At 54.6% G+C, this 18684-nt stretch carries 14 protein-coding genes; 6 read left to right on the forward strand and 8 right to left on the reverse strand.

The window, feature by feature from the left end; genetic code table 11:
- Positions 1 to 3: 3 nt before the first annotated feature.
- The 3 genes from UR504_RS15410 to UR504_RS15420 all read right to left on the reverse strand — a co-directional run bounded on the left by UR504_RS15410 (position 4) and on the right by UR504_RS15420 (position 3210).
- The gene (locus UR504_RS15410; protein WP_115876428.1) at positions 4 to 1401 is read right to left on the reverse strand and encodes a glycoside-pentoside-hexuronide (GPH):cation symporter; all 1398 of its coding nucleotides are present in this window, start codon (positions 1399 to 1401) and stop codon (positions 4 to 6) included.
- A 164-nt stretch (positions 1402 to 1565) separates the two neighbouring features.
- The gene (aroP, locus tag UR504_RS15415; protein ID WP_045355157.1) at positions 1566 to 2936 is read right to left on the reverse strand and encodes an aromatic amino acid transporter AroP; all 1371 of its coding nucleotides are present in this window, start codon (positions 2934 to 2936) and stop codon (positions 1566 to 1568) included.
- 46 nt (positions 2937 to 2982) lie between these two features.
- Complete coding sequence (locus UR504_RS15420; RefSeq protein WP_127729634.1) at positions 2983 to 3210, reverse strand: hypothetical protein; 228 nt, start codon at positions 3208 to 3210, stop codon at positions 2983 to 2985.
- Positions 3211 to 3473: 263 nt separating this feature from the next.
- Here UR504_RS15420 and pdhR point away from each other — a divergent pair, with 263 nt between their 5' ends.
- From pdhR to lpdA, 4 genes are all read left to right on the forward strand, one after another.
- Positions 3474 to 4238, forward strand: a complete 765-nt coding sequence (pdhR, locus tag UR504_RS15425) for a pyruvate dehydrogenase complex transcriptional repressor PdhR (RefSeq protein ID WP_008501960.1) — start codon at positions 3474 to 3476, stop codon at positions 4236 to 4238.
- A 123-nt stretch (positions 4239 to 4361) separates the two neighbouring features.
- Entirely contained in the window at positions 4362 to 7025 is a 2664-nt protein-coding gene (gene aceE, locus UR504_RS15430; protein WP_028015529.1) for a pyruvate dehydrogenase (acetyl-transferring), homodimeric type, read from the forward strand.
- A 14-nt stretch (positions 7026 to 7039) separates the two neighbouring features.
- Positions 7040 to 8935 carry a pyruvate dehydrogenase complex dihydrolipoyllysine-residue acetyltransferase gene (gene aceF, locus UR504_RS15435; protein ID WP_111964021.1) on the forward strand — a complete coding sequence of 632 codons (1896 nt, stop codon included), beginning with the start codon at positions 7040 to 7042 and terminating at the stop codon, positions 8933 to 8935.
- 175 nt (positions 8936 to 9110) lie between these two features.
- Positions 9111 to 10535, forward strand: a complete 1425-nt coding sequence (lpdA, locus tag UR504_RS15440; RefSeq protein ID WP_003856313.1) for a dihydrolipoyl dehydrogenase — start codon at positions 9111 to 9113, stop codon at positions 10533 to 10535.
- A 52-nt stretch (positions 10536 to 10587) separates the two neighbouring features.
- Here lpdA and UR504_RS15445 read toward each other — a convergent pair whose 3' ends face one another.
- Both UR504_RS15445 and UR504_RS15450 read right to left on the reverse strand, forming a co-directional pair.
- A complete protein-coding gene (locus UR504_RS15445; RefSeq protein WP_045401139.1) occupies positions 10588 to 11379 on the reverse strand; it encodes a DUF2950 family protein in 792 nt (263 codons plus the stop codon).
- A 10-nt stretch (positions 11380 to 11389) separates the two neighbouring features.
- Entirely contained in the window at positions 11390 to 12952 is a 1563-nt protein-coding gene (locus tag UR504_RS15450; protein ID WP_302235814.1) for a DUF3300 domain-containing protein, read from the reverse strand.
- Positions 12953 to 13350: 398 nt separating this feature from the next.
- Here UR504_RS15450 and acnB point away from each other — a divergent pair, with 398 nt between their 5' ends.
- Positions 13351 to 15948, forward strand: coding sequence for a bifunctional aconitate hydratase 2/2-methylisocitrate dehydratase (acnB, locus tag UR504_RS15455; protein WP_032645211.1), 2598 nt, complete (start codon positions 13351 to 13353; stop codon positions 15946 to 15948).
- 190 nt (positions 15949 to 16138) lie between these two features.
- Positions 16139 to 16501 (forward strand): protein YacL, encoded by a 363-nt coding sequence (yacL, locus tag UR504_RS15460; RefSeq protein WP_023310423.1) that lies wholly within the window; start codon positions 16139 to 16141, stop codon positions 16499 to 16501.
- Positions 16502 to 16532: 31 nt separating this feature from the next.
- On the opposite strand, the gene speD is transcribed toward yacL, so the two are convergent.
- From speD to UR504_RS15475, 3 genes are all read right to left on the reverse strand, one after another.
- On the reverse strand, positions 16533 to 17327 hold the full coding sequence (speD, locus tag UR504_RS15465) for an adenosylmethionine decarboxylase (protein ID WP_008501953.1): 795 nt from the start codon (positions 17325 to 17327) through the stop codon (positions 16533 to 16535).
- Positions 17328 to 18197, reverse strand: a complete 870-nt coding sequence (speE, locus tag UR504_RS15470; protein ID WP_111964018.1) for a polyamine aminopropyltransferase — start codon at positions 18195 to 18197, stop codon at positions 17328 to 17330. It lies immediately after the preceding gene.
- Positions 18198 to 18311: 114 nt separating this feature from the next.
- The gene (locus UR504_RS15475) at positions 18312 to 18659 is read right to left on the reverse strand and encodes a YacC family pilotin-like protein (protein WP_014882582.1); all 348 of its coding nucleotides are present in this window, start codon (positions 18657 to 18659) and stop codon (positions 18312 to 18314) included.
- Between the last annotated feature and the right edge of the window lie 25 nt (positions 18660 to 18684).

Genomic DNA, 18684 nt, shown 5'->3' on the forward strand with positions numbered 1-18684 from the left:
TCCTTATTTAGTCTCAGCAGCTTTCAGTTCCTGATAATCGTTCAGCTCTTGATAGTTGTTGCGGCGTTTTTCCAGATCGGACTGGATCTGCTTCATGGTTTCACGATCCACCTTCAGCAGTCGTACTACACCCGCGGTAATTAAGTATCCAATGCCGGGAATGACGGTAAAGAGCAGCACGATCCCGTTAATGGCGTCCGCGCTCTGCGCTTTTGCTCCCGCATCATAACCGTACCAGGAGAGCAGGAAGCCGACCATCGCCCCGGCAATCGCCAGCCCCAGCTTCAGGAAGAAGATGTTGCCGGAGAAGCTGATCCCGGTAATGCGTTTCCCGGTTTTCCACTCGCCGTAGTCGTCCACGTCGGCCATCAGCGACCAGTGCAGCGGAGACGGGATCTGGTGCAGGATGTTCAGCAGGAAGTAGAGCACCACGATGGTGACGGTGGCTTTCGGGTCGAAGAAATAAAAGGCGCAGGAGAAAATCGCCAGCACGATATTGGTCCAGAAGAAGACCTTTAGTTTGCACCAGCGGTCGGTCAGCACTTTTGCCAGCACGCTGCCGAGCATCATGCCGACGACGCCCAGGCTGATAAACAGCGTGGCGAAATGAGTGCTCTGACCCATCACCCAGGTCACGTAATACATGGTGGCCGCCATGCGGATAAAGCCCGGGCAGACGTTGCAGAGCGTCAGCAGCAGAATGCGCACCCACTGGTCGTTTTTCCACACGTCTTTCAGGTCATTTTTCAGCTGGTCATTGGTCTGCACCGCCGGACGCACGCGCTCGCGCACGGTGGCGAAGCAGAACAGGAACATGCATGTGCCAATCAGCGCCAGAACGGTCATCGCCATCTGGTAGCCTTTGGCTTTGTTGTCCCCGCCAAACCAGTCGGCCATCGGCAGCAGCGTTAATGAGAGCAGCAGCGTGGCGATGCCGACCAGCACGAAGCGATAGGACTGGCAGGCCACACGTTCTTTTGGATCGTTGGTGATCACCCCGCCCAGCGAGCAATAGGGGATATTGATGGCGGTATAGGTAAGCGACAGCAGGAAATAGGTGACAAACGCATAGATAACTTTGCTGTTATAGCTCCACTCAGGCGTGGTGAACATCAGGATGCTGAACAGCGCGTAGGGGAAGGCGATCCACAGCAGCCATGGACGAAACCGGCCATATTTGCTGCGGGTACGGTCAGCAATCGCGCCCATGATCGGGTCCGTTACGGCGTCAATCACGCGCACGGAAAGCAGCAGCACGCCGACCAGCGCAGGGGCGAGGCCAAAAATATCCGTATAAAAATAATTAACAAACAACATGATGGCGCCAAAGATGATGTTGCATCCCGCGTCGCCCATCCCATAGCCGATCTTTTCTTTTACTGACAGTTTGTTGTTATCCATCGACAGCTCTCCGGTTTACGGTATGGAGAGAATTATTTGCTGGCAAAGGAATATATGCGTTGCAGTATCAGGGCGGTGATATGGATAAATGCGCTGTGGACGTGAAAGTGTGAAGGAGGTAACAACGCGCGGCACCCGCAAAAGCAGGTGCCGCGAAGAGAGGCTTAGTGTGCCTTCATGGCATTACGGCTTTTCTGACTGAACAGATAGCCCACGCCCAGGATCGCAATCCAGACCGGGATCAGGTAGACGGAAATCGCCATACCCGGGGTGATCAGCATAATCACCAGCACGGCTGCCATAAACAGCAGGCAGATCCAGTTACCCAGCGGATAGAGCAGGGCAGGGAAGCGCGTGGTGACACCCTGCTGCTGTTTTGCGCGGCGGAACTTCATGTGCGCCAGGCTGATCATCGCCCAGTTGATGACCAGGGCAGAGACCACCAGCGCCATCAGCAGGCCAAACGCCGATTCCGGTGCCATGTAGTTAATGAGCACACACAGCGCGGTCACGACCGCCGAAACAAGAATCGTGTTTACCGGCACGCCGCGCTTATCGACGTTGAGCAGCGCTTTTGGCGCGTTACCCTGCTGGGCCAGGCCGAACAGCATGCGGCTGTTGCAGTATACGCAGCTGTTGTAAACGGAGAGCGCGGCGGTGAGTACCACGATGTTCAGGGCGTTGGCGACAAAGGTGTCGCCCAGCTCGTGGAAGATCAGCACAAATGGGCTAGTGTCGGCGGTGACGCGCGTCCATGGCAGCAGGGAGAGCAGCACGGCCAATGAGCCCACATAGAAGATCAGAATGCGGTAGATAACCTGGTTAGTGGCTTTCGGAATGCTTTGCTCCGGGTTGTCGGCTTCAGCGGCGGTGATTCCCACGAGTTCCAGACCGCCGAAGGAGAACATAATGATGGCCATCATCATCACCAGACCGGTCATGCCGTGAGGCAAGAATCCGCCCTGTTCCCAGAGGTTGCGCACGGTGGCCTGCGGGCCGCCGTTGCCGCTGAACAGCAGCCAGCCGCCGAAGATAATCATCGCCACCACGGCAATGACCTTGATGATGGCAAACCAGAACTCCATCTCCCCGAACACTTTAACGTTCGTCAGGTTAATGGCGTTGATAATGACGAAGAAGGCTGCAGCAGAAGCCCAGGTTGGGATTTCTGGGTACCAGAACTGAATGTACTTCCCGACGGCGGTAAGCTCAGCCATGGCAACCAGAACGTACAGCACCCAGTAGTTCCAGCCCGAGGCGAAACCGGCAAAGCTGCCCCAGTATTTATAGGCAAAGTGGCTGAAGGAGCCGGCGACCGGCTCTTCAACCACCATTTCACCCAGCTGGCGCATGATCAGAAAAGCAATGAAACCCGCAATCGCGTAACCCAAAATAATGCCCGGACCGGCTGACTGGATAACGGATGCGCTGCCCAGAAACAGGCCGGTACCAATCGCACCGCCCAGTGCGATGAGCTGTATATGGCGGTTTTTAAGCCCGCGCTTTAGCTGATCGCCGTGCTGTTGAGCTTCCATTTGAAACCTCGTGTGTGGTTGTTATGTTCACGCTGAGCGTGTGTAATTATGAAAATCCATATTCTGTATTTATTTCTTTACGGTTAACGAGACCGAAAAAAGCGGAGGTGACTTCCGTAAGCGCCAGAATAGTGGTAAGTGCCTGCGAATGCACCTGCTTTATGAAGGGGTGATGACGACTTGAATAAAAAGAAAGCATTTGTAAATCGGCCCGCTCGTTGTTCCTCTCCCAACCTATAGAATAGAAATGCTCCGTAAGTGGGCGAATTTTCATTATTTGCCTTGTTGAATCGCTTCAGATTGCAAAAACCCTCGTTTCATTATGGTTAAAACTCCCTCTTTGGGAGTAATCAACTCATTTGTGCAAAGTTACATTTCTGAAACGTTATTTCTGTAAGGTTGTTAAAATGTGCAGGGTTTACTGATTTCAATCAAAACCAATATGGACAGAAGGTGAATACTTTGTTACTTTAGCGATACGAAATAGAAATTGGTAAGACCAATTGACTCCGGGCAAAAAGGCGTAAGACAGGGAATATGGCCTACAGCAAAATTCGCCAACCAAAACTATCTGATGTGATTGAGCAGCAGCTGGAGTTTTTAATCCTCGAAGGGACTCTGCGCCCGGGTGAGAAACTTCCGCCAGAACGCGAGCTGGCAAAACAGTTCGACGTTTCACGTCCTTCTCTGCGTGAGGCGATTCAACGTCTCGAAGCAAAGGGCTTGCTGCTTCGTCGTCAGGGCGGCGGAACCTTTGTGCAAAACAGCCTGTGGCAGAGCTTCAGCGATCCGCTGGTAGAACTTCTCTCTGACCACCCAGAATCCCAGTTTGACCTGCTTGAGACCCGTCACGCGCTGGAAGGTATTGCGGCCTATTACGCCGCCCTTCGCAGCACTGATGAAGATCGCGTGCGTATCCGCGAACTGCATCAGGCCATTGAACGGGCACAGCAGTCCGGCGATTTAGACGCCGAGTCCAGCGCCGTCGTCCAGTATCAAATCGCCGTCACCGAAGCGGCCCACAACGTGGTGCTCCTCCATCTGCTACGCTGCATGGAGCCGATGCTGGCCCAGAACGTTCGTCAAAATTTTGAATTGTTGTATGCCCGTCGGGACATGCTCCCACTGGTAAGCAACCATCGCACCCGAGTATTCGAGGCGATAATGGCCGGGGAACCGGAGCAGGCGCGCGAAGCGTCGCACCGCCATCTGGCTTTCATTGAGGAAATCTTGCTGGACCGCAGCCGTGAACAATCGCGTCGCGAACGTTCATTACGCCGCATACAGCAACGAAAGGATTAAGCGCCAGGTACTTTTAGAGCGCGGCAACTAAACGCAGAACCTGTCTTATTGTGTTCTTGCCCAAGAGCACAATGGGACAGGTTCCAGACAAATCAACGTATTAGATAGATAAGGAATACCCCCATGTCAGAACGTCTCCAAAATGACGTGGATCCGATCGAAACTCGCGACTGGCTACAGGCGATCGAATCGGTCATCCGTGAAGAAGGTGTTGAGCGCGCTCAGTATCTGATTGATCAGCTGCTTTCTGAAGCCCGCAAAGGCGGCGTGAAGGTTGCTTCAGGTGCAGGGGCTAGCAACTACGTAAACACGATTGCCGTCGAAGACGAACCGGAATACCCGGGCAATCTGGATCTGGAACGTCGTATCCGTTCTGCAATCCGCTGGAACGCCATTATGACCGTTCTGCGCGCATCCAAGAAAGACCTGGAACTGGGTGGCCACATGGCGTCCTTCCAGTCTTCTGCGACCGTTTACGAAGTGTGCTTCAACCACTTCTTCCGTGCAGCGAACGAGAAAGACGGCGGCGATCTGGTGTACTTCCAGGGCCACATCTCTCCGGGCATCTATGCACGTGCATTCCTGGAAGGTCGTCTGACTGAAGAGCAGATGAACAACTTCCGTCAGGAAGTTCACGGTAAAGGTCTGTCTTCTTACCCGCACCCTAAACTGATGCCTGAATTCTGGCAGTTCCCAACCGTATCTATGGGTCTGGGCCCAATCGGTGCGATCTACCAGGCTAAATTCCTGAAGTATCTGGAACACCGTGGTCTGAAGGACACCTCTGAGCAGACCGTATACGCCTTCCTGGGCGACGGCGAAATGGATGAGCCAGAATCCAAAGGTGCGATCACCATCGCAACCCGTGAGAAGCTGGACAACCTGTGCTTCATCATCAACTGTAACCTGCAGCGTCTGGATGGTCCGGTAACCGGTAACGGCAAGATCATCAACGAACTGGAAGGCATCTTCGCAGGTGCTGGCTGGAACGTGATCAAAGTGATGTGGGGTTCCCGTTGGGACGAACTGCTGCGTAAAGACACCAGCGGTAAACTGATCCAGCTGATGAACGAAACCGTTGACGGTGACTACCAGACCTTCAAATCCAAAGACGGTGCCTACGTTCGTGAGCACTTCTTCGGCAAATATCCAGAAACCGCAGCCCTGGTTGCAGACTGGACTGATGAGCAGATCTGGGCCCTGAACCGCGGTGGTCACGATCCGAAGAAAATCTACGCTGCACTGAAAAAAGCGCGTGAAACCAAAGGTAAAGCGACTGTAATCCTGGCCCATACCATCAAAGGTTACGGCATGGGTGATACCGCAGAAGGTAAAAACATCGCTCACCAGGTTAAGAAAATGAACATGGACGGCGTGCGTTATATCCGCGACCGTTTCAACGTTCCAGTCACCGATGAGCAGGTAGAAAACCTGTCTTACATCACCTTCCCGGAAGGTTCTGAAGAGCACAAGTACCTGCACGAACGTCGTCAGGCGCTGAAAGGCTACCTGCCAGCTCGTCAGCCAAACTTCACCGAGAAGCTGGAACTGCCAGCGCTGGAAGACTTCTCTCAGCTGCTGGAAGAGCAGAACAAAGAGATCTCTACCACTATCGCTTTTGTTCGTGCCCTGAACGTGATGCTGAAGAACAAGTCGATCAAAGATCGCCTGGTGCCAATCATCGCCGACGAAGCGCGTACTTTCGGTATGGAAGGTCTGTTCCGTCAGATCGGTATCTACAGCCCGAACGGCCAGCAGTACACCCCGCAGGACCGTGAGCAGGTTGCATACTACAAAGAAGACGAGAAAGGTCAGATCCTGCAGGAAGGTATCAACGAGCTGGGCGCAGGCGCATCCTGGCTGGCTGCTGCGACCTCTTACAGCACCAACAACCTGCCGATGATCCCGTTCTACATTTACTACTCCATGTTCGGGTTCCAGCGTATCGGTGACCTGTGCTGGCAGGCAGGCGACCAGCAGGCTCGCGGCTTCCTGATCGGTGGTACTTCCGGTCGTACGACCCTGAACGGTGAAGGTCTGCAGCACGAAGATGGTCACAGCCACATTCAGTCTCTGACTATCCCTAACTGTATCTCTTACGACCCGTCTTACGCGTATGAAGTGGCGGTCATCATGCATGACGGTCTGCAGCGCATGTACGGTGAAGCGCAGGAGAACATTTACTACTACATCACCACCCTGAACGAAAACTACCACATGCCGGCAATGCCAGCAGGTGCCGAGGAAGGTATCCGTAAAGGTATCTACAAACTCGAAACCATCGAAGGTAGCAAAGGTAAAGTTCAGCTGCTGGGCTCCGGTTCTATCCTGCGTCACGTTCGTGAAGCAGCGCAGATCCTGGCGAAAGACTACGGTGTCGGTTCCGATGTGTACTCTGTTACCTCCTTCACTGAACTGGCGCGTGATGGCCAGGATTGTGAGCGCTGGAACATGCTGCACCCAATGGAAACCCCACGCGTTCCTTACATCGCTCAGGTGATGAACGACGCGCCAGCGGTGGCGTCTACTGACTATATGAAACTGTTCGCTGAGCAGGTTCGTACTTACGTTCCAGCTGATGATTATCGCGTACTGGGTACTGACGGCTTCGGTCGTTCTGACAGCCGCGAAAACCTGCGTCACCACTTCGAAGTTGATGCTTCTTACGTGGTTGTAGCAGCACTGGGCGAACTGGCTAAACGTGGCGAAATCGATAAGAAAGTGGTTGCAGACGCAATCACCAAATTCAACATCGATGCAGAAAAAGTTAACCCGCGTCTGGCGTAAGAGGTAAAAGAATAATGGCTATCGAAATCAATGTACCGGACATCGGGGCTGATGAAGTTGAAATCACCGAGATCCTGGTCAAAGTAGGCGACAAAGTTGAAGCTGAACAGTCGCTGATCACCGTAGAAGGCGACAAAGCCTCTATGGAAGTCCCGTCTCCTCAGGCTGGCATCGTTAAAGAGATCAAAGTCTCTGTTGGCGATAAAACCGAGACTGGCAAACTGATCATGATTTTCGATTCCGCCGACGGTGCAGCAGCTGCTGCACCTGCGCAGGAAGAGAAGAAAGCCGCTCCGGCCGCCGCTGCTCCAGCAGCTGCCGCAGCTGCAAAAGAAGTGAACGTGCCGGATATCGGCGGTGACGAAGTTGAAGTCACTGAGATCCTGGTGAAAGTGGGCGATACCGTTGCGGCCGAGCAGTCACTGATCACCGTAGAAGGTGACAAAGCCTCTATGGAAGTGCCGGCTCCGTTCGCGGGTACCGTTAAAGAGATCAAGATCAACACTGGCGACAAAGTGTCTACCGGCTCCCTGATCATGATCTTCGAAGTGGCGGGTGCTGCCCCTGCTGCCGCGCCTGCACAGGCCGCTGCTCCGGCTCCGGCCGCAGCACCAGCCGCTGCTGGCGGCGCGAAAGACGTTAACGTACCGGACATCGGCGGTGACGAAGTTGAAGTCACCGAAGTGATGGTAAAAGTGGGCGACAAAGTTGCCGCTGAACAGTCACTGATCACCGTTGAAGGCGACAAGGCTTCTATGGAAGTCCCTGCGCCATTCGCGGGTACCGTTAAAGAGATCAAAATCAGCACCGGCGACAAAGTGTCTACCGGCTCTCTGATCATGGTCTTCGAAGTGGAAGGCGCTGCGCCTGCCGCTGCTCCGGCTGCCGCGGCTGCTCCAGCACCGGCTGCTGCACCGGCTCAGGCTGCTAAACCAGCCGCTGCCCCTGCTGCAAAAGCAGAAAAATCAGAGTTCGCTGAAAACGACGCTTACGTCCACGCTACCCCGCTGATTCGTCGCCTGGCGCGCGAATTCGGTGTTAACCTGGCGAAAGTGAAAGGGACCGGCCGTAAGGGTCGTATCCTGCGCGAAGACGTTCAGACCTACGTGAAAGACGCGGTGAAACGCGCCGAAGCTGCACCAGCTGCAGCCGCTGGCGGCGGTATCCCGGGCATGCTGCCATGGCCGAAAGTGGACTTCAGCAAGTTCGGCGAGATCGAAGAAGTGGAGCTGGGCCGTATCCAGAAAATCTCTGGTGCGAACCTGAGCCGTAACTGGGTGATGATCCCGCACGTTACGCACTTCGACAAAACCGATATCACCGATCTGGAAGCGTTCCGTAAACAGCAGAACGCCGAAGCTGAGAAGCGTAAACTGGACGTGAAATTCACCCCAGTGGTCTTCATCATGAAAGCGGTTGCTGCGGCTCTGGAACAGATGCCACGCTTCAACAGCTCCCTGTCCGAAGACGGCCAGAAGCTGACGCTGAAGAAATACATCAACATCGGTGTTGCGGTTGATACGCCAAATGGTCTGGTTGTTCCGGTCTTCAAAGACGTGAACAAGAAGAGCATCACTGAGCTGTCCCGTGAACTGACCGTGATCTCCAAGAAAGCGCGCGATGGTAAGCTGACTGCCGGCGAAATGCAGGGCGGCTGCTTCACTATCTCCAGCATCGGCGGCCTGGGTACCACCCACTTCGCGCCGATTGTGAACGCGCCGGAAGTGGCTATCCTCGGTGTGTCTAAGTCCGCGATGGAGCCGGTGTGGAATGGCAAAGAGTTCGTACCGCGTCTGATGATGCCAATCTCTCTGTCCTTCGACCACCGCGTGATCGACGGTGCTGATGGTGCTCGCTTCATCACCATCATCAACAACATGCTGAGCGACATTCGCCGCCTGGTGATGTAATCGAAAAGCCGGCCAGTCGGCCGGCTTTTTTCTGATAATCTCATGGTGTTTGTGAGGTTATTGGCGAAAGCGACAATTCGTGAGCCGTTTGTTGTTTCAAAATTGTTAACAATTTTGTAAACTGCGGGCGGATAGAACGACCCGGTGGACGACGGGTATAAATTAAGAGGTCATGATGAGCACAGAAATCAAAACTCAGGTCGTAGTACTTGGGGCAGGCCCGGCAGGTTACTCCGCAGCATTCCGCGCCGCGGATTTAGGTCTGGAAACCGTCATCGTAGAACGTTACAGCACCCTCGGCGGTGTTTGTCTGAACGTCGGCTGTATCCCTTCTAAAGCGCTGCTGCACGTAGCGAAAGTTATCGAAGAAGCCAAAGCGCTGGCTGAACACGGTATCGTCTTCGGCGAGCCGAAAACCGATATCGACAAAATTCGTACCTGGAAAGAGAAAGTTATCACTCAGCTGACCGGCGGTCTGGCGGGTATGGCCAAAGGCCGTAAAGTGAAAGTGGTAAACGGTCTGGGTAAATTCACCGGTGCGAACACCCTGGAAGTGGAAGGCGAAAACGGCAAAACCGTGATCAACTTCGACAACGCGATCATCGCGGCAGGCTCTCGCCCAATCGAACTGCCATTCATTCCGCATGAAGATCCACGCGTGTGGGATTCCACCGATGCGCTGGAGCTGAAAACCGTTCCTAAGCGTCTGCTGGTTATGGGCGGCGGTATCATCGGTCTGGAAATGGGTACCGTGTACCATGCGCTGGGTTCAGAGATCGACGTGGTTGAAATGTTCGACCAGGTTATCCCGGCTGCTGATAAAGACATCGTTAAAGTCTTCACCAAACGCATTAGCAAGAAATTCAACCTGATGCTGGAAACCAAAGTGACTGCCGTTGAAGCAAAAGAAGACGGTATTTACGTTTCCATGGAAGGCAAAAAAGCCCCATCCGAACCACAGCGTTACGACGCCGTGCTGGTGGCTATCGGTCGTGTACCGAACGGTAAAAACCTCGACGCGGGCAAAGCTGGCGTGGAAGTGGACGACCGTGGCTTCATCCGCGTTGACAAGCAGCTGCGCACCAACGTGCCGCACATCTTTGCTATCGGCGATATCGTCGGTCAGCCAATGCTGGCGCACAAAGGTGTTCACGAAGGTCACGTTGCCGCTGAAGTTATCGCCGGTATGAAGCACTACTTCGATCCGAAAGTGATCCCATCTATCGCGTACACCGAGCCAGAAGTGGCATGGGTTGGTCTGACTGAGAAAGAAGCGAAAGAGAAAGGCATCAGCTACGAAACCGCCACCTTCCCGTGGGCTGCTTCTGGCCGTGCTATCGCATCCGATTGCGCAGACGGTATGACCAAACTGATCTTCGACAAAGAGACTCACCGTGTGATCGGTGGTGCGATTGTCGGTACCAACGGCGGCGAGCTGCTGGGTGAAATCGGTCTGGCTATCGAAATGGGCTGTGACGCTGAAGACATCGCGCTGACCATCCACGCTCACCCGACTCTGCACGAGTCCGTGGGCCTGGCGGCAGAAGTGTTTGAAGGCAGCATCACCGACCTGCCAAACGCGAAAGCGAAGAAGAAATAAGTTTCTTCAGATGAAAAAAGCGGCCAATGGCCGCTTTTTTTATGCGCTGCGTTCAGGGTGCTACAGGCTGCCAGGTTTTATCAGGGCTATAGGCGGCTAGCGCACGGGCTTTCTGCTCTGAATCGCTGCCGAGATCGGACTGGTACACCTTGTCGTCCTGGTTTATCAAAAAGCTCATGACGCCCGTCTGGCCGTAGCTGACCGGCCAGGCCACCATCGCGAAACCGTTATTATCCGGCAGGATGCGGAAGCGATAGCCGTGATAGCCAGTACCTGGCTCTTTTGGGCTAAATGCCGGTCCGAGCGGACTGGGCGCTTCGCCGGGGGAGGCGGGCCAGTACAAACCGTCTTTTTTCCCCTTCGAGCTGACAATCTTCTGCGCGTATTTCTGGTTCATCGCAAAGTAGCTTTGCTGCGCATCAACATAGGCATGTAAGGCTTCAATGGCGGCGAGCTCGTTACGCCCAATTTCGCGGGTCAGGATTTCTTCAGCCCCTTCTTTGATATCGAACTGCCAGCCTGCAGTGGTTTTGATCACCGGGATAGGAAGCTGCCAGCCGCTGTCTCCGACAACCAGATGCGCCGTATCCCCTTCGATAACGGTCTTATGACGGACTTTCCAGTCGCGCAGGAAGCGATCGACGGCATCAGGATCAACGCCTTCAGGGGGCAGAAAATCGCGCCAGTTCTCTCCAAGCAGATTGCTCATCGCGCTCTCATTTTGCTCACTGATGGCGTTGGCCAGCGCATCGGTCGCCCGATCGGGCGTGCTGAAGGACTGCTGCGCCATTACCGGGGCCGAAAGCATGAACAACACCATTCCGCTGAGTAGTTTACTTTTCATGTCGGTTCCCTTAGCGATGTCGAATTTCACGGCGTTCAGCGCGTCCACCAGACGCCTGACGCTGCTGCTGCTGGCGCGCAGCGAACTGTCTGCTTTGCGCACCGCGCTGCTGCTGCGCCTGCCAGCTCGCGGAGCGGCTGTCGTTGCCGCTCAGCGCATTGGCCCGGGGCTGGCTGTTTCGCTGCTGCAGAGTGCGTTGCTGCGCGGGCTGCGAAACCCGTTTCTCTTGCCTCTGAGCGGTGGTCTGGCGATTTTCTCGCTGCTGCGTGGTGGCGCGCTTCGTCGTCGGCGGTTTGGTGTCGTAGCCACGGTAGTTATTGCGCTGGGAAATCTGCTTCAGCTGTTCACTTGAGGCCTGACGCTGAACATCTTTCGTGCCGGTGCGCGCCGTTTGGGGGAAGGTTTTACCCGTGGATTTCTCCATCTGGCTCAGTGCGGCCTGACGCTGACTATCGCGATTAACCGGTTTTTGCTGCGTTGAACTGAGCCCTGTCGCCGTGCTGGTGGAGTGGAAACGACTGTTGAGTTGGTTAGTCGGATAGGGCACGCCTTCCCGATAGGCCGGGTTGTGCTGCCAGGTACGGTTGGCGTCCGTCAGACGCTGTCCGCTGATTTTATTGAAGTTCTCAACGTTGATATTGATGTTGTTATCACCGTTGCGGTTATAGCCGCCGTGATTATCCCAGTCACCGTCATGATGGTGGTCCCAGTCATCGTCGTCATCCCAGTCGATATTGCTGAAAATGGCATAGGTTGTGGCAACGCCCAGGCTGAAACCTAAGCCGTTAACGAAGCTGTTGCCAAACTGCTCTCCGGGCGTGGGCGGGAGATAGGTGGGCGGATAGGCGGTATTTGGCCAGGTACCGTAAACCGTGTTGGGGTTATAGGTGGGGACGTAAACGACCTGCGGATCGGCAGATTCAATTTTGATAACCGTAGGGGCGGGCGCAGACGTGGTTGTTGTTGTTGCCTCGGTGGCGCTGGTTTTCGCTGGTGCCGGTTTAGTCACGGTGGTAACCGTCTGCTGAGGCGTGGATTGTAACGCGCCGGTCTTTTGTGCCAGCGCGCGCAGGCGCTGAACGGAATCCATTACGTCTTTCGGCTGCGCGAGAAACGCATCGCCCAGATTTTGTACCCACGGCGGGTTTTCACCCATCAGGGACATAAGCTGAGGAAACGCGACCAGCGATTTCACGCTCGGATCCCAAGGCTGGCTGGCAACGGCCTGAATCGCGGCGTCTCCTTCCATTTTAGGGTTGTCTTTGGACCACTGCGCCGCCTGAATCACGTTGGCCGGATAGGTCGAGGCCATCAGAATTTGTGAAAGCAGGGCGTCAGGGTAGAGCGCAATGGGGGCAACCCACTGATCGATTTGTGCGGCTGTGTAGGCTGGCGCGACAGCAGGGGCGGGCTGCGCTGCGGCAGGCACCGCCGGTGCAGCCGGCTGTTGGGCGACGGGGGCTGTCGCAACGGGTTCCGTTGCGCGACCTTTGACAAACATGACGCCCGAGGCGGCAAGCAGCCCGGCACTGCACAGAAGGACGAGCAGATGTGGCTTAAAGGGCAACTTCATAAAATGACTCCAACGAGACAAGCGCTGTGCCGTGAGGCGTTACGGTTGGCGTGAGTATTATTCACCCGCCTTTTACCGTTTTGACTTTTATTGGGAAGCGTCCGGTACGTCCGGATAAAGAGTGTGAGTATTTATTACACAATTATATCTGATGAAGGAAAAACTGAAGCGTCACGGTGCAGAAGAAACCGCAAATCATGGCCTAAATCCCCGCTACACCATGCTTAACGATTCAGCAAATTTTTTAATGTTGCTTTTTTGTAAACGGATTAACACTGTGCAGAAATCCTGCTATGCTGCCCGACGCGGTATCGGGCATTTACCCTACAAACTGCTGTCTCACAGGAGCGTGAAGAGAACGCCCGCCGCATATGACAATGAGAGCGAGGAGAACCGTCGTGCTAGAAGAATACCGTAAGCACGTAGCAGAACGTGCCGCCGAGGGAATTGTACCCAAACCTTTAGATGCAACCCAAATGGCCGCGCTCGTCGAGCTGCTGAAGAACCCGCCTAAGGGCGAAGAAGAATTCCTGTTAGATCTGTTGATCAACCGCGTACCGCCTGGCGTAGATGAAGCTGCCTACGTAAAAGCCGGATTCCTTGCTGCTATCGCCAAAGGCGAAGCCACCTCCCCACTGGTTACTCCTGAAAAAGCCATTGAACTGCTCGGCACCATGCAGGGTGGTTACAACATTCATCCGCTGATTGACGCGCTGGATAACGACAAGCTGGCACCGATTGCCGCTAAAGCGCTCTCGTCTACGCTGCTGATGTTCGATAACTTCTACGATGTGGAAGAAAAAGCCAAAGCTGGCAACGTCTATGCGAAACAGGTGATGCAGTCCTGGGCTGATGCCGAATGGTTCCTGAACCGTCCAGCGCTGGCTGAAAAAATCACCGTTACCGTCTTCAAAGTGACCGGTGAAACCAACACCGATGACCTCTCTCCGGCACCGGACGCGTGGTCTCGCCCGGATATCCCTCTGCACGCCCTGGCGATGCTGAAAAACGCCCGTGAAGGCATTGAGCCGGATCAGCCTGGCAGCGTTGGCCCGATCAAACAGATCGAAGCCCTGCAGAAAAAAGGGTTCCCGCTGGCCTACGTGGGTGACGTTGTGGGTACCGGTTCTTCCCGTAAGTCCGCGACCAACTCCGTGCTGTGGTTCATGGGCGACGATATTCCGCACGTGCCAAACAAGCGCGGCGGCGGTCTGTGCCTCGGCGGCAAAATTGCACCAATCTTCTTCAACACCATGGAAGATGCGGGCGCACTGCCGATCGAAGTGGACGTCTCTAACCTGAACATGGGCGACGTGATTGACGTTTACCCTTACAAAGGTGAAGTGCGTAACCACGAAACCAACGAACTGCTGGCAAGCTTTGAGCTGAAAACCGACGTGCTGATCGATGAAGTGCGTGCCGGTGGTCGTATTCCGCTGATCATCGGCCGTGGCCTGACCACCAAAGCGCGTGAAGCGCTGGGTCTGCCGCACAGTGATGTATTCCGTCACGCGAAAGACGTAGCGGAGAGCAATCGCGGTTACTCTCTGGCACAGAAAATGGTCGGTCGCGCCTGCGGCGTCGCCGGCGTTCGTCCTGGCGCATACTGCGAGCCGAAGATGACCTCAGTAGGTTCTCAGGACACCACTGGCCCAATGACTCGCGACGAACTGAAGGACCTGGCGTGCCTGGGCTTCTCTTCCGATCTGGTGATGCAGTCCTTCTGCCACACTGCGGCGTATCCGAAGCCGGTTGACGTGACCACGCACCACACGCTGCCAGACTTCATCATGAACCGCGGCGGTGTTTCCCTGCGTCCGGGTGACGGCGTAATCCACTCCTGGCTGAACCGTATGCTGCTGCCGGATACCGTGGGTACCGGCGGTGACTCCCATACCCGTTTCCCAATCGGTATCTCCTTCCCGGCGGGTTCCGGTCTGGTGGCGTTTGCTGCGGCGACCGGCGTAATGCCGCTGGATATGCCGGAATCGGTGCTGGTGCGCTTCAAAGGTAAAATGCAGCCGGGTATCACCCTGCGCGACTTGGTTCACGCGATCCCGCTGTATGCGATTAAACAGGGTCTGCTGACCGTTGAGAAGAAAGGGAAGAAAAACATCTTCTCTGGCCGTATCCTGGAAATTGAAGGTCTGCCGGATCTGAAGGTTGAGCAGGCGTTCGAGCTGACCGATGCCTCCGCCGAGCGTTCAGCTGCGGGCTGTACCATCAAGCTCAATAAAGAGCCGATTATTGAGTATCTGAACTCTAACATCGTGCTGCTGAAGTGGATGATTGCAGAAGGCTACGGCGATCGTCGTACGCTGGAGCGTCGTATCCAGGGCATGGAGAAATGGCTGGCCGATCCGCAGCTGCTGGAAGCCGATGCCGACGCAGAGTACGCGGCGGTGATCGACATCGATCTGGCGGATATCAAAGAGCCAATCCTGTGTGCACCGAACGATCCGGACGACGCGCGTCCGCTGTCTGAAGTTCAGGGCGAGAAGATCGACGAAGTGTTCATCGGATCCTGCATGACCAACATCGGTCACTTCCGCGCAGCCGGTAAGCTGCTGGATACCCACAAAGGACAGCTGCCAACCCGTCTGTGGGTGGCTCCGCCGACCCGTATGGACGCGGCTCAGCTGACCGAAGAGGGATACTACAGCGTGTTTGGTAAGAGCGGTGCGCGTATCGAAATTCCTGGCTGTTCCCTGTGTATGGGTAACCAGGCGCGCGTAGCCGACGGCGCGACGGTGGTCTCCACCTCGACCCGTAACTTCCCGAACCGTTTAGGTACCGGTGCGAACGTCTTCCTGGCTTCTGCTGAGCTGGCGGCGGTTGCGGCGCTGATTGGCAAACTGCCAACGCCGGAAGAGTACCAGACCTTCGTGGCTCAGGTGGATAAGACTGCGGTTGATACCTACCGCTATCTGAACTTTGATCAGCTCTCTCAGTACACCGAGAAGGCTGACGGGGTTATCTTCCAGACGGCAGTATAAACAGCAAAACCGTCTCCACGAGACGGTTTTTAGTGTTTGCACCCTCTCCTGTGGGAGAGGGACGGGGTGAGGGCATCAGGCCGCAGGGTCTTGCTCTCACCTTTTTATTTTCATTCCTCCCACCTCTCACGCTTTTTTTCTTCCTCGCTGCTGCGATAATTACCTTAATGGCTTTGCAGAGGAAAACACTATGGATTACGAATTTCTGCGCGACATCACCGGAGTGGTGAAAGTGCGTATGTCGATGGGCCACGAAGCCGTTGGACACTGGTTTAACGAAGAGGTGAAAGAAAACCTCGCACTTCTTGATGAGGTTGAACAGGCGGCAAATACGGTAAAAGGCAGTGAACGATCCTGGCAGCGCGCCGGGCATGAATATACGCTGTGGATGGATGGTGAAGAGGTCATGGTGCGTGCCAACCAGCTCGAGTTTTCAGGTGACGAGATGGAAGAGGGAATGAGCTACTATGACGAAGAGAGCCTGTCGATGTGTGGCGTAGAAGACTTCCTTCAGGTGGTGAACGCATACCGTGATTTCATGAAACAGAAATAACAGCCCGGAGCATCCCTGCTCCGGCTTGTTCTTACACGGCCGGAATATTACGGCCGTAGTAAATCTCGCGCATCTCTTTCCAGAGCAGGTCAGTAATAGCCTTACGCTCTTCTTCGCTCAAATCTTCCGGCTTCGTGTGGAACATATAGTGCTTAAGGTCGAACTCCTTAAGTAACATCTTGGTATGGAAGATGTTCTCCTGATACACGTTCACGTCCATCATGTCGTACAGCGATTTCATGTCCTCGGACATAAAGTTCTGTATGGAGTTGATCTCGTGGTCGATGAAGTGCTTCATGCCGTTGACGTCACGAGTAAAACCGCGCACGCGGTAATCAATCGTGACGATATCTGATTCCAGCTGATGGATGAGATAGTTCAGCGCGTTCAGCGGGGAAATCACGCCGCAGGTCGACACTTCAATATCGGCGCGGAACGTACACAGCCCACCTTCCGGGTGACTCTCCGGGTAGGTATGGACGCAGATATGGCTTTTATCCAGGTGGGCAACAACCACTTCCGGCAGCGGGCCCGGATGTTCCGTTTTGTCGATAAGCTTCGGGTCAACCGGCTCTTCGCTGACCAGAATGGTCACGCTCGCGCCCTGGGGTTCATAATCCTGTCGGGCGATATTCAGGATATTTGCGCCGATAATGGAACAGGTTTCTGACAGGATCTCGGTCAGACGGTTGGCGTTGTAGAGTTCGTCGATATAGGCGATGTAACCATCGCGTTCTTCCGCTGTTTTGGCATAGCAGATATCGTAAATACAAAAACTCAGGCTTTTGGTCAGATTGTTAAAGCCATGCAGTTTAAGCTTTTTCAATTAGCTCACCCCCTTAGTGGATAATGCGTCTTGCAGGTACTGCGGCAGAGCAAACGCTGCGGTATGAATAGCCGGATTGTAGTATCGGCACTGAAGACCTGCCTGATGGAAGCGGGCCTGAATAATTTCGGTGGAGAGATGGCGTAATACGTCGTTATCCGTCGCCCAGGCAAAGGTCATGATCCCACCGTAGTACGTCGGAATGGCCGCCTGATAGAAGCTGACATCCTCGAAATAGGTCCTGAGTTTACGATGGCTGTCCAGCGCTTCATCCTGCTGCAGGAAGCAGACGCCGTTTTGTGCGACGAAGATCCCGCCCGGGTTCAGGCAGCGCTTGCAGCCTTCGTAGAACGAGGAAGTGAACAACGACGCGCCTGGGCCAATAGGGTCGGTGCAGTCGGAGATAATCACGTCAAAGGTCTGCGAGGTCTGGTTAACAAAGTTAACGCCGTCGTCAATCACCAGGCTAAAGCGGGGATCGTCATAGCTGCCGGCATTGTGGTTGGGCAAGTACTGGCGGCAGAAAGAGACGACGCCCGCATCGATTTCCACCATGGTGATGGTTTCAATGGAACGATGGCGGGACACTTCACGCAGCATTGCGCCGTCGCCGCCGCCAATAATCAGAACATGCTTCGCGTGACCGTGCGCCAGGAGCGGGACGTGGGTCATCATTTCATGATAAATAAACTCGTCGCGCTCGGTGGTTTGCACAACGCCGTCCAGCGCCATCACGCGGCCAAAGGCAGCATTCTCGAAGATGATCAGATCCTGGTGATCGGTTTTCTCATGATAGAGCACGTTATCAACGGCAAAGTACTGACCAAACTGGTCATGCAATGTTTCATGCCACAACGTGTGGTCGGCCATAGCGAACTCCTCCTGTGTAAACATCCGTTACGCTCGCAAAAAATGAGCGAAACATGATAGCTAACTCTAACCGTGGTTGCACGGCCAGAGGTTCAACAGGAGGCGTCGGGAAGGTTATTTAACGTAGGCGAGCAGGCTGAGTGAGTCGCGAGCCAGCGCTTTGCATTTTTTAGCAGTGGGAATGCCAATACCGCTTAGGTCACGGTAGCTGTCTTCGCCGAGCGCCTTCATGTCGAAGCTGTCGTAGTTGCTGAGATCCCACTGGTTCTGCTGGGCAAAAAAGACCAGCGCGCGGCGAATCTGCCCGTTGGGTAAATTCTGGTAGCCACAATCATTTTTCAGGAATACAAAAACCGCCGTTAAATCGGCCATATCTTCCGCTTCATTTTCACTTAGCGCATAGCTGTTCGCACACATTGCCATCAGGCTACCGAACAAAATTGTCCTGAAAAACGTCTTCATTGCTTCTACCACTTCTTCACGGAAA

It is taken from the genome of Enterobacter sp. 241F3, from assembly GCF_034106785.1.
Lineage (GTDB): Bacteria > Pseudomonadota > Gammaproteobacteria > Enterobacterales > Enterobacteriaceae > Enterobacter > Enterobacter vonholyi.

What these genes read in the sequence shown, in the direction of transcription:
- UR504_RS15410 (WP_115876428.1), bottom strand. Translation starts at nt 1,401, where the DNA reads ATGGATAACAACAAACTGTCAGTAAAAGAAAAGATCGGCTATGGGATG.
- aroP (WP_045355157.1), bottom strand. Translation starts at nt 2,936, where the DNA reads ATGGAAGCTCAACAGCACGGCGATCAGCTAAAGCGCGGGCTTAAAAAC.
- UR504_RS15420 (WP_127729634.1), bottom strand. Translation starts at nt 3,210, where the DNA reads ATGAAAATTCGCCCACTTACGGAGCATTTCTATTCTATAGGTTGGGAG.
- pdhR (WP_008501960.1), top strand. Translation starts at nt 3,474, where the DNA reads ATGGCCTACAGCAAAATTCGCCAACCAAAACTATCTGATGTGATTGAG.
- aceE (WP_028015529.1), top strand. Translation starts at nt 4,362, where the DNA reads ATGTCAGAACGTCTCCAAAATGACGTGGATCCGATCGAAACTCGCGAC.
- aceF (WP_111964021.1), top strand. Translation starts at nt 7,040, where the DNA reads ATGGCTATCGAAATCAATGTACCGGACATCGGGGCTGATGAAGTTGAA.
- lpdA (WP_003856313.1), top strand. Translation starts at nt 9,111, where the DNA reads ATGAGCACAGAAATCAAAACTCAGGTCGTAGTACTTGGGGCAGGCCCG.
- UR504_RS15445 (WP_045401139.1), bottom strand. Translation starts at nt 11,379, where the DNA reads ATGAAAAGTAAACTACTCAGCGGAATGGTGTTGTTCATGCTTTCGGCC.
- UR504_RS15450 (WP_302235814.1), bottom strand. Translation starts at nt 12,952, where the DNA reads ATGAAGTTGCCCTTTAAGCCACATCTGCTCGTCCTTCTGTGCAGTGCC.
- yacL (WP_023310423.1), top strand. Translation starts at nt 16,139, where the DNA reads ATGGATTACGAATTTCTGCGCGACATCACCGGAGTGGTGAAAGTGCGT.
- speE (WP_111964018.1), bottom strand. Translation starts at nt 18,197, where the DNA reads ATGGCCGACCACACGTTGTGGCATGAAACATTGCATGACCAGTTTGGT.
- UR504_RS15475 (WP_014882582.1), bottom strand. Translation starts at nt 18,659, where the DNA reads ATGAAGACGTTTTTCAGGACAATTTTGTTCGGTAGCCTGATGGCAATG.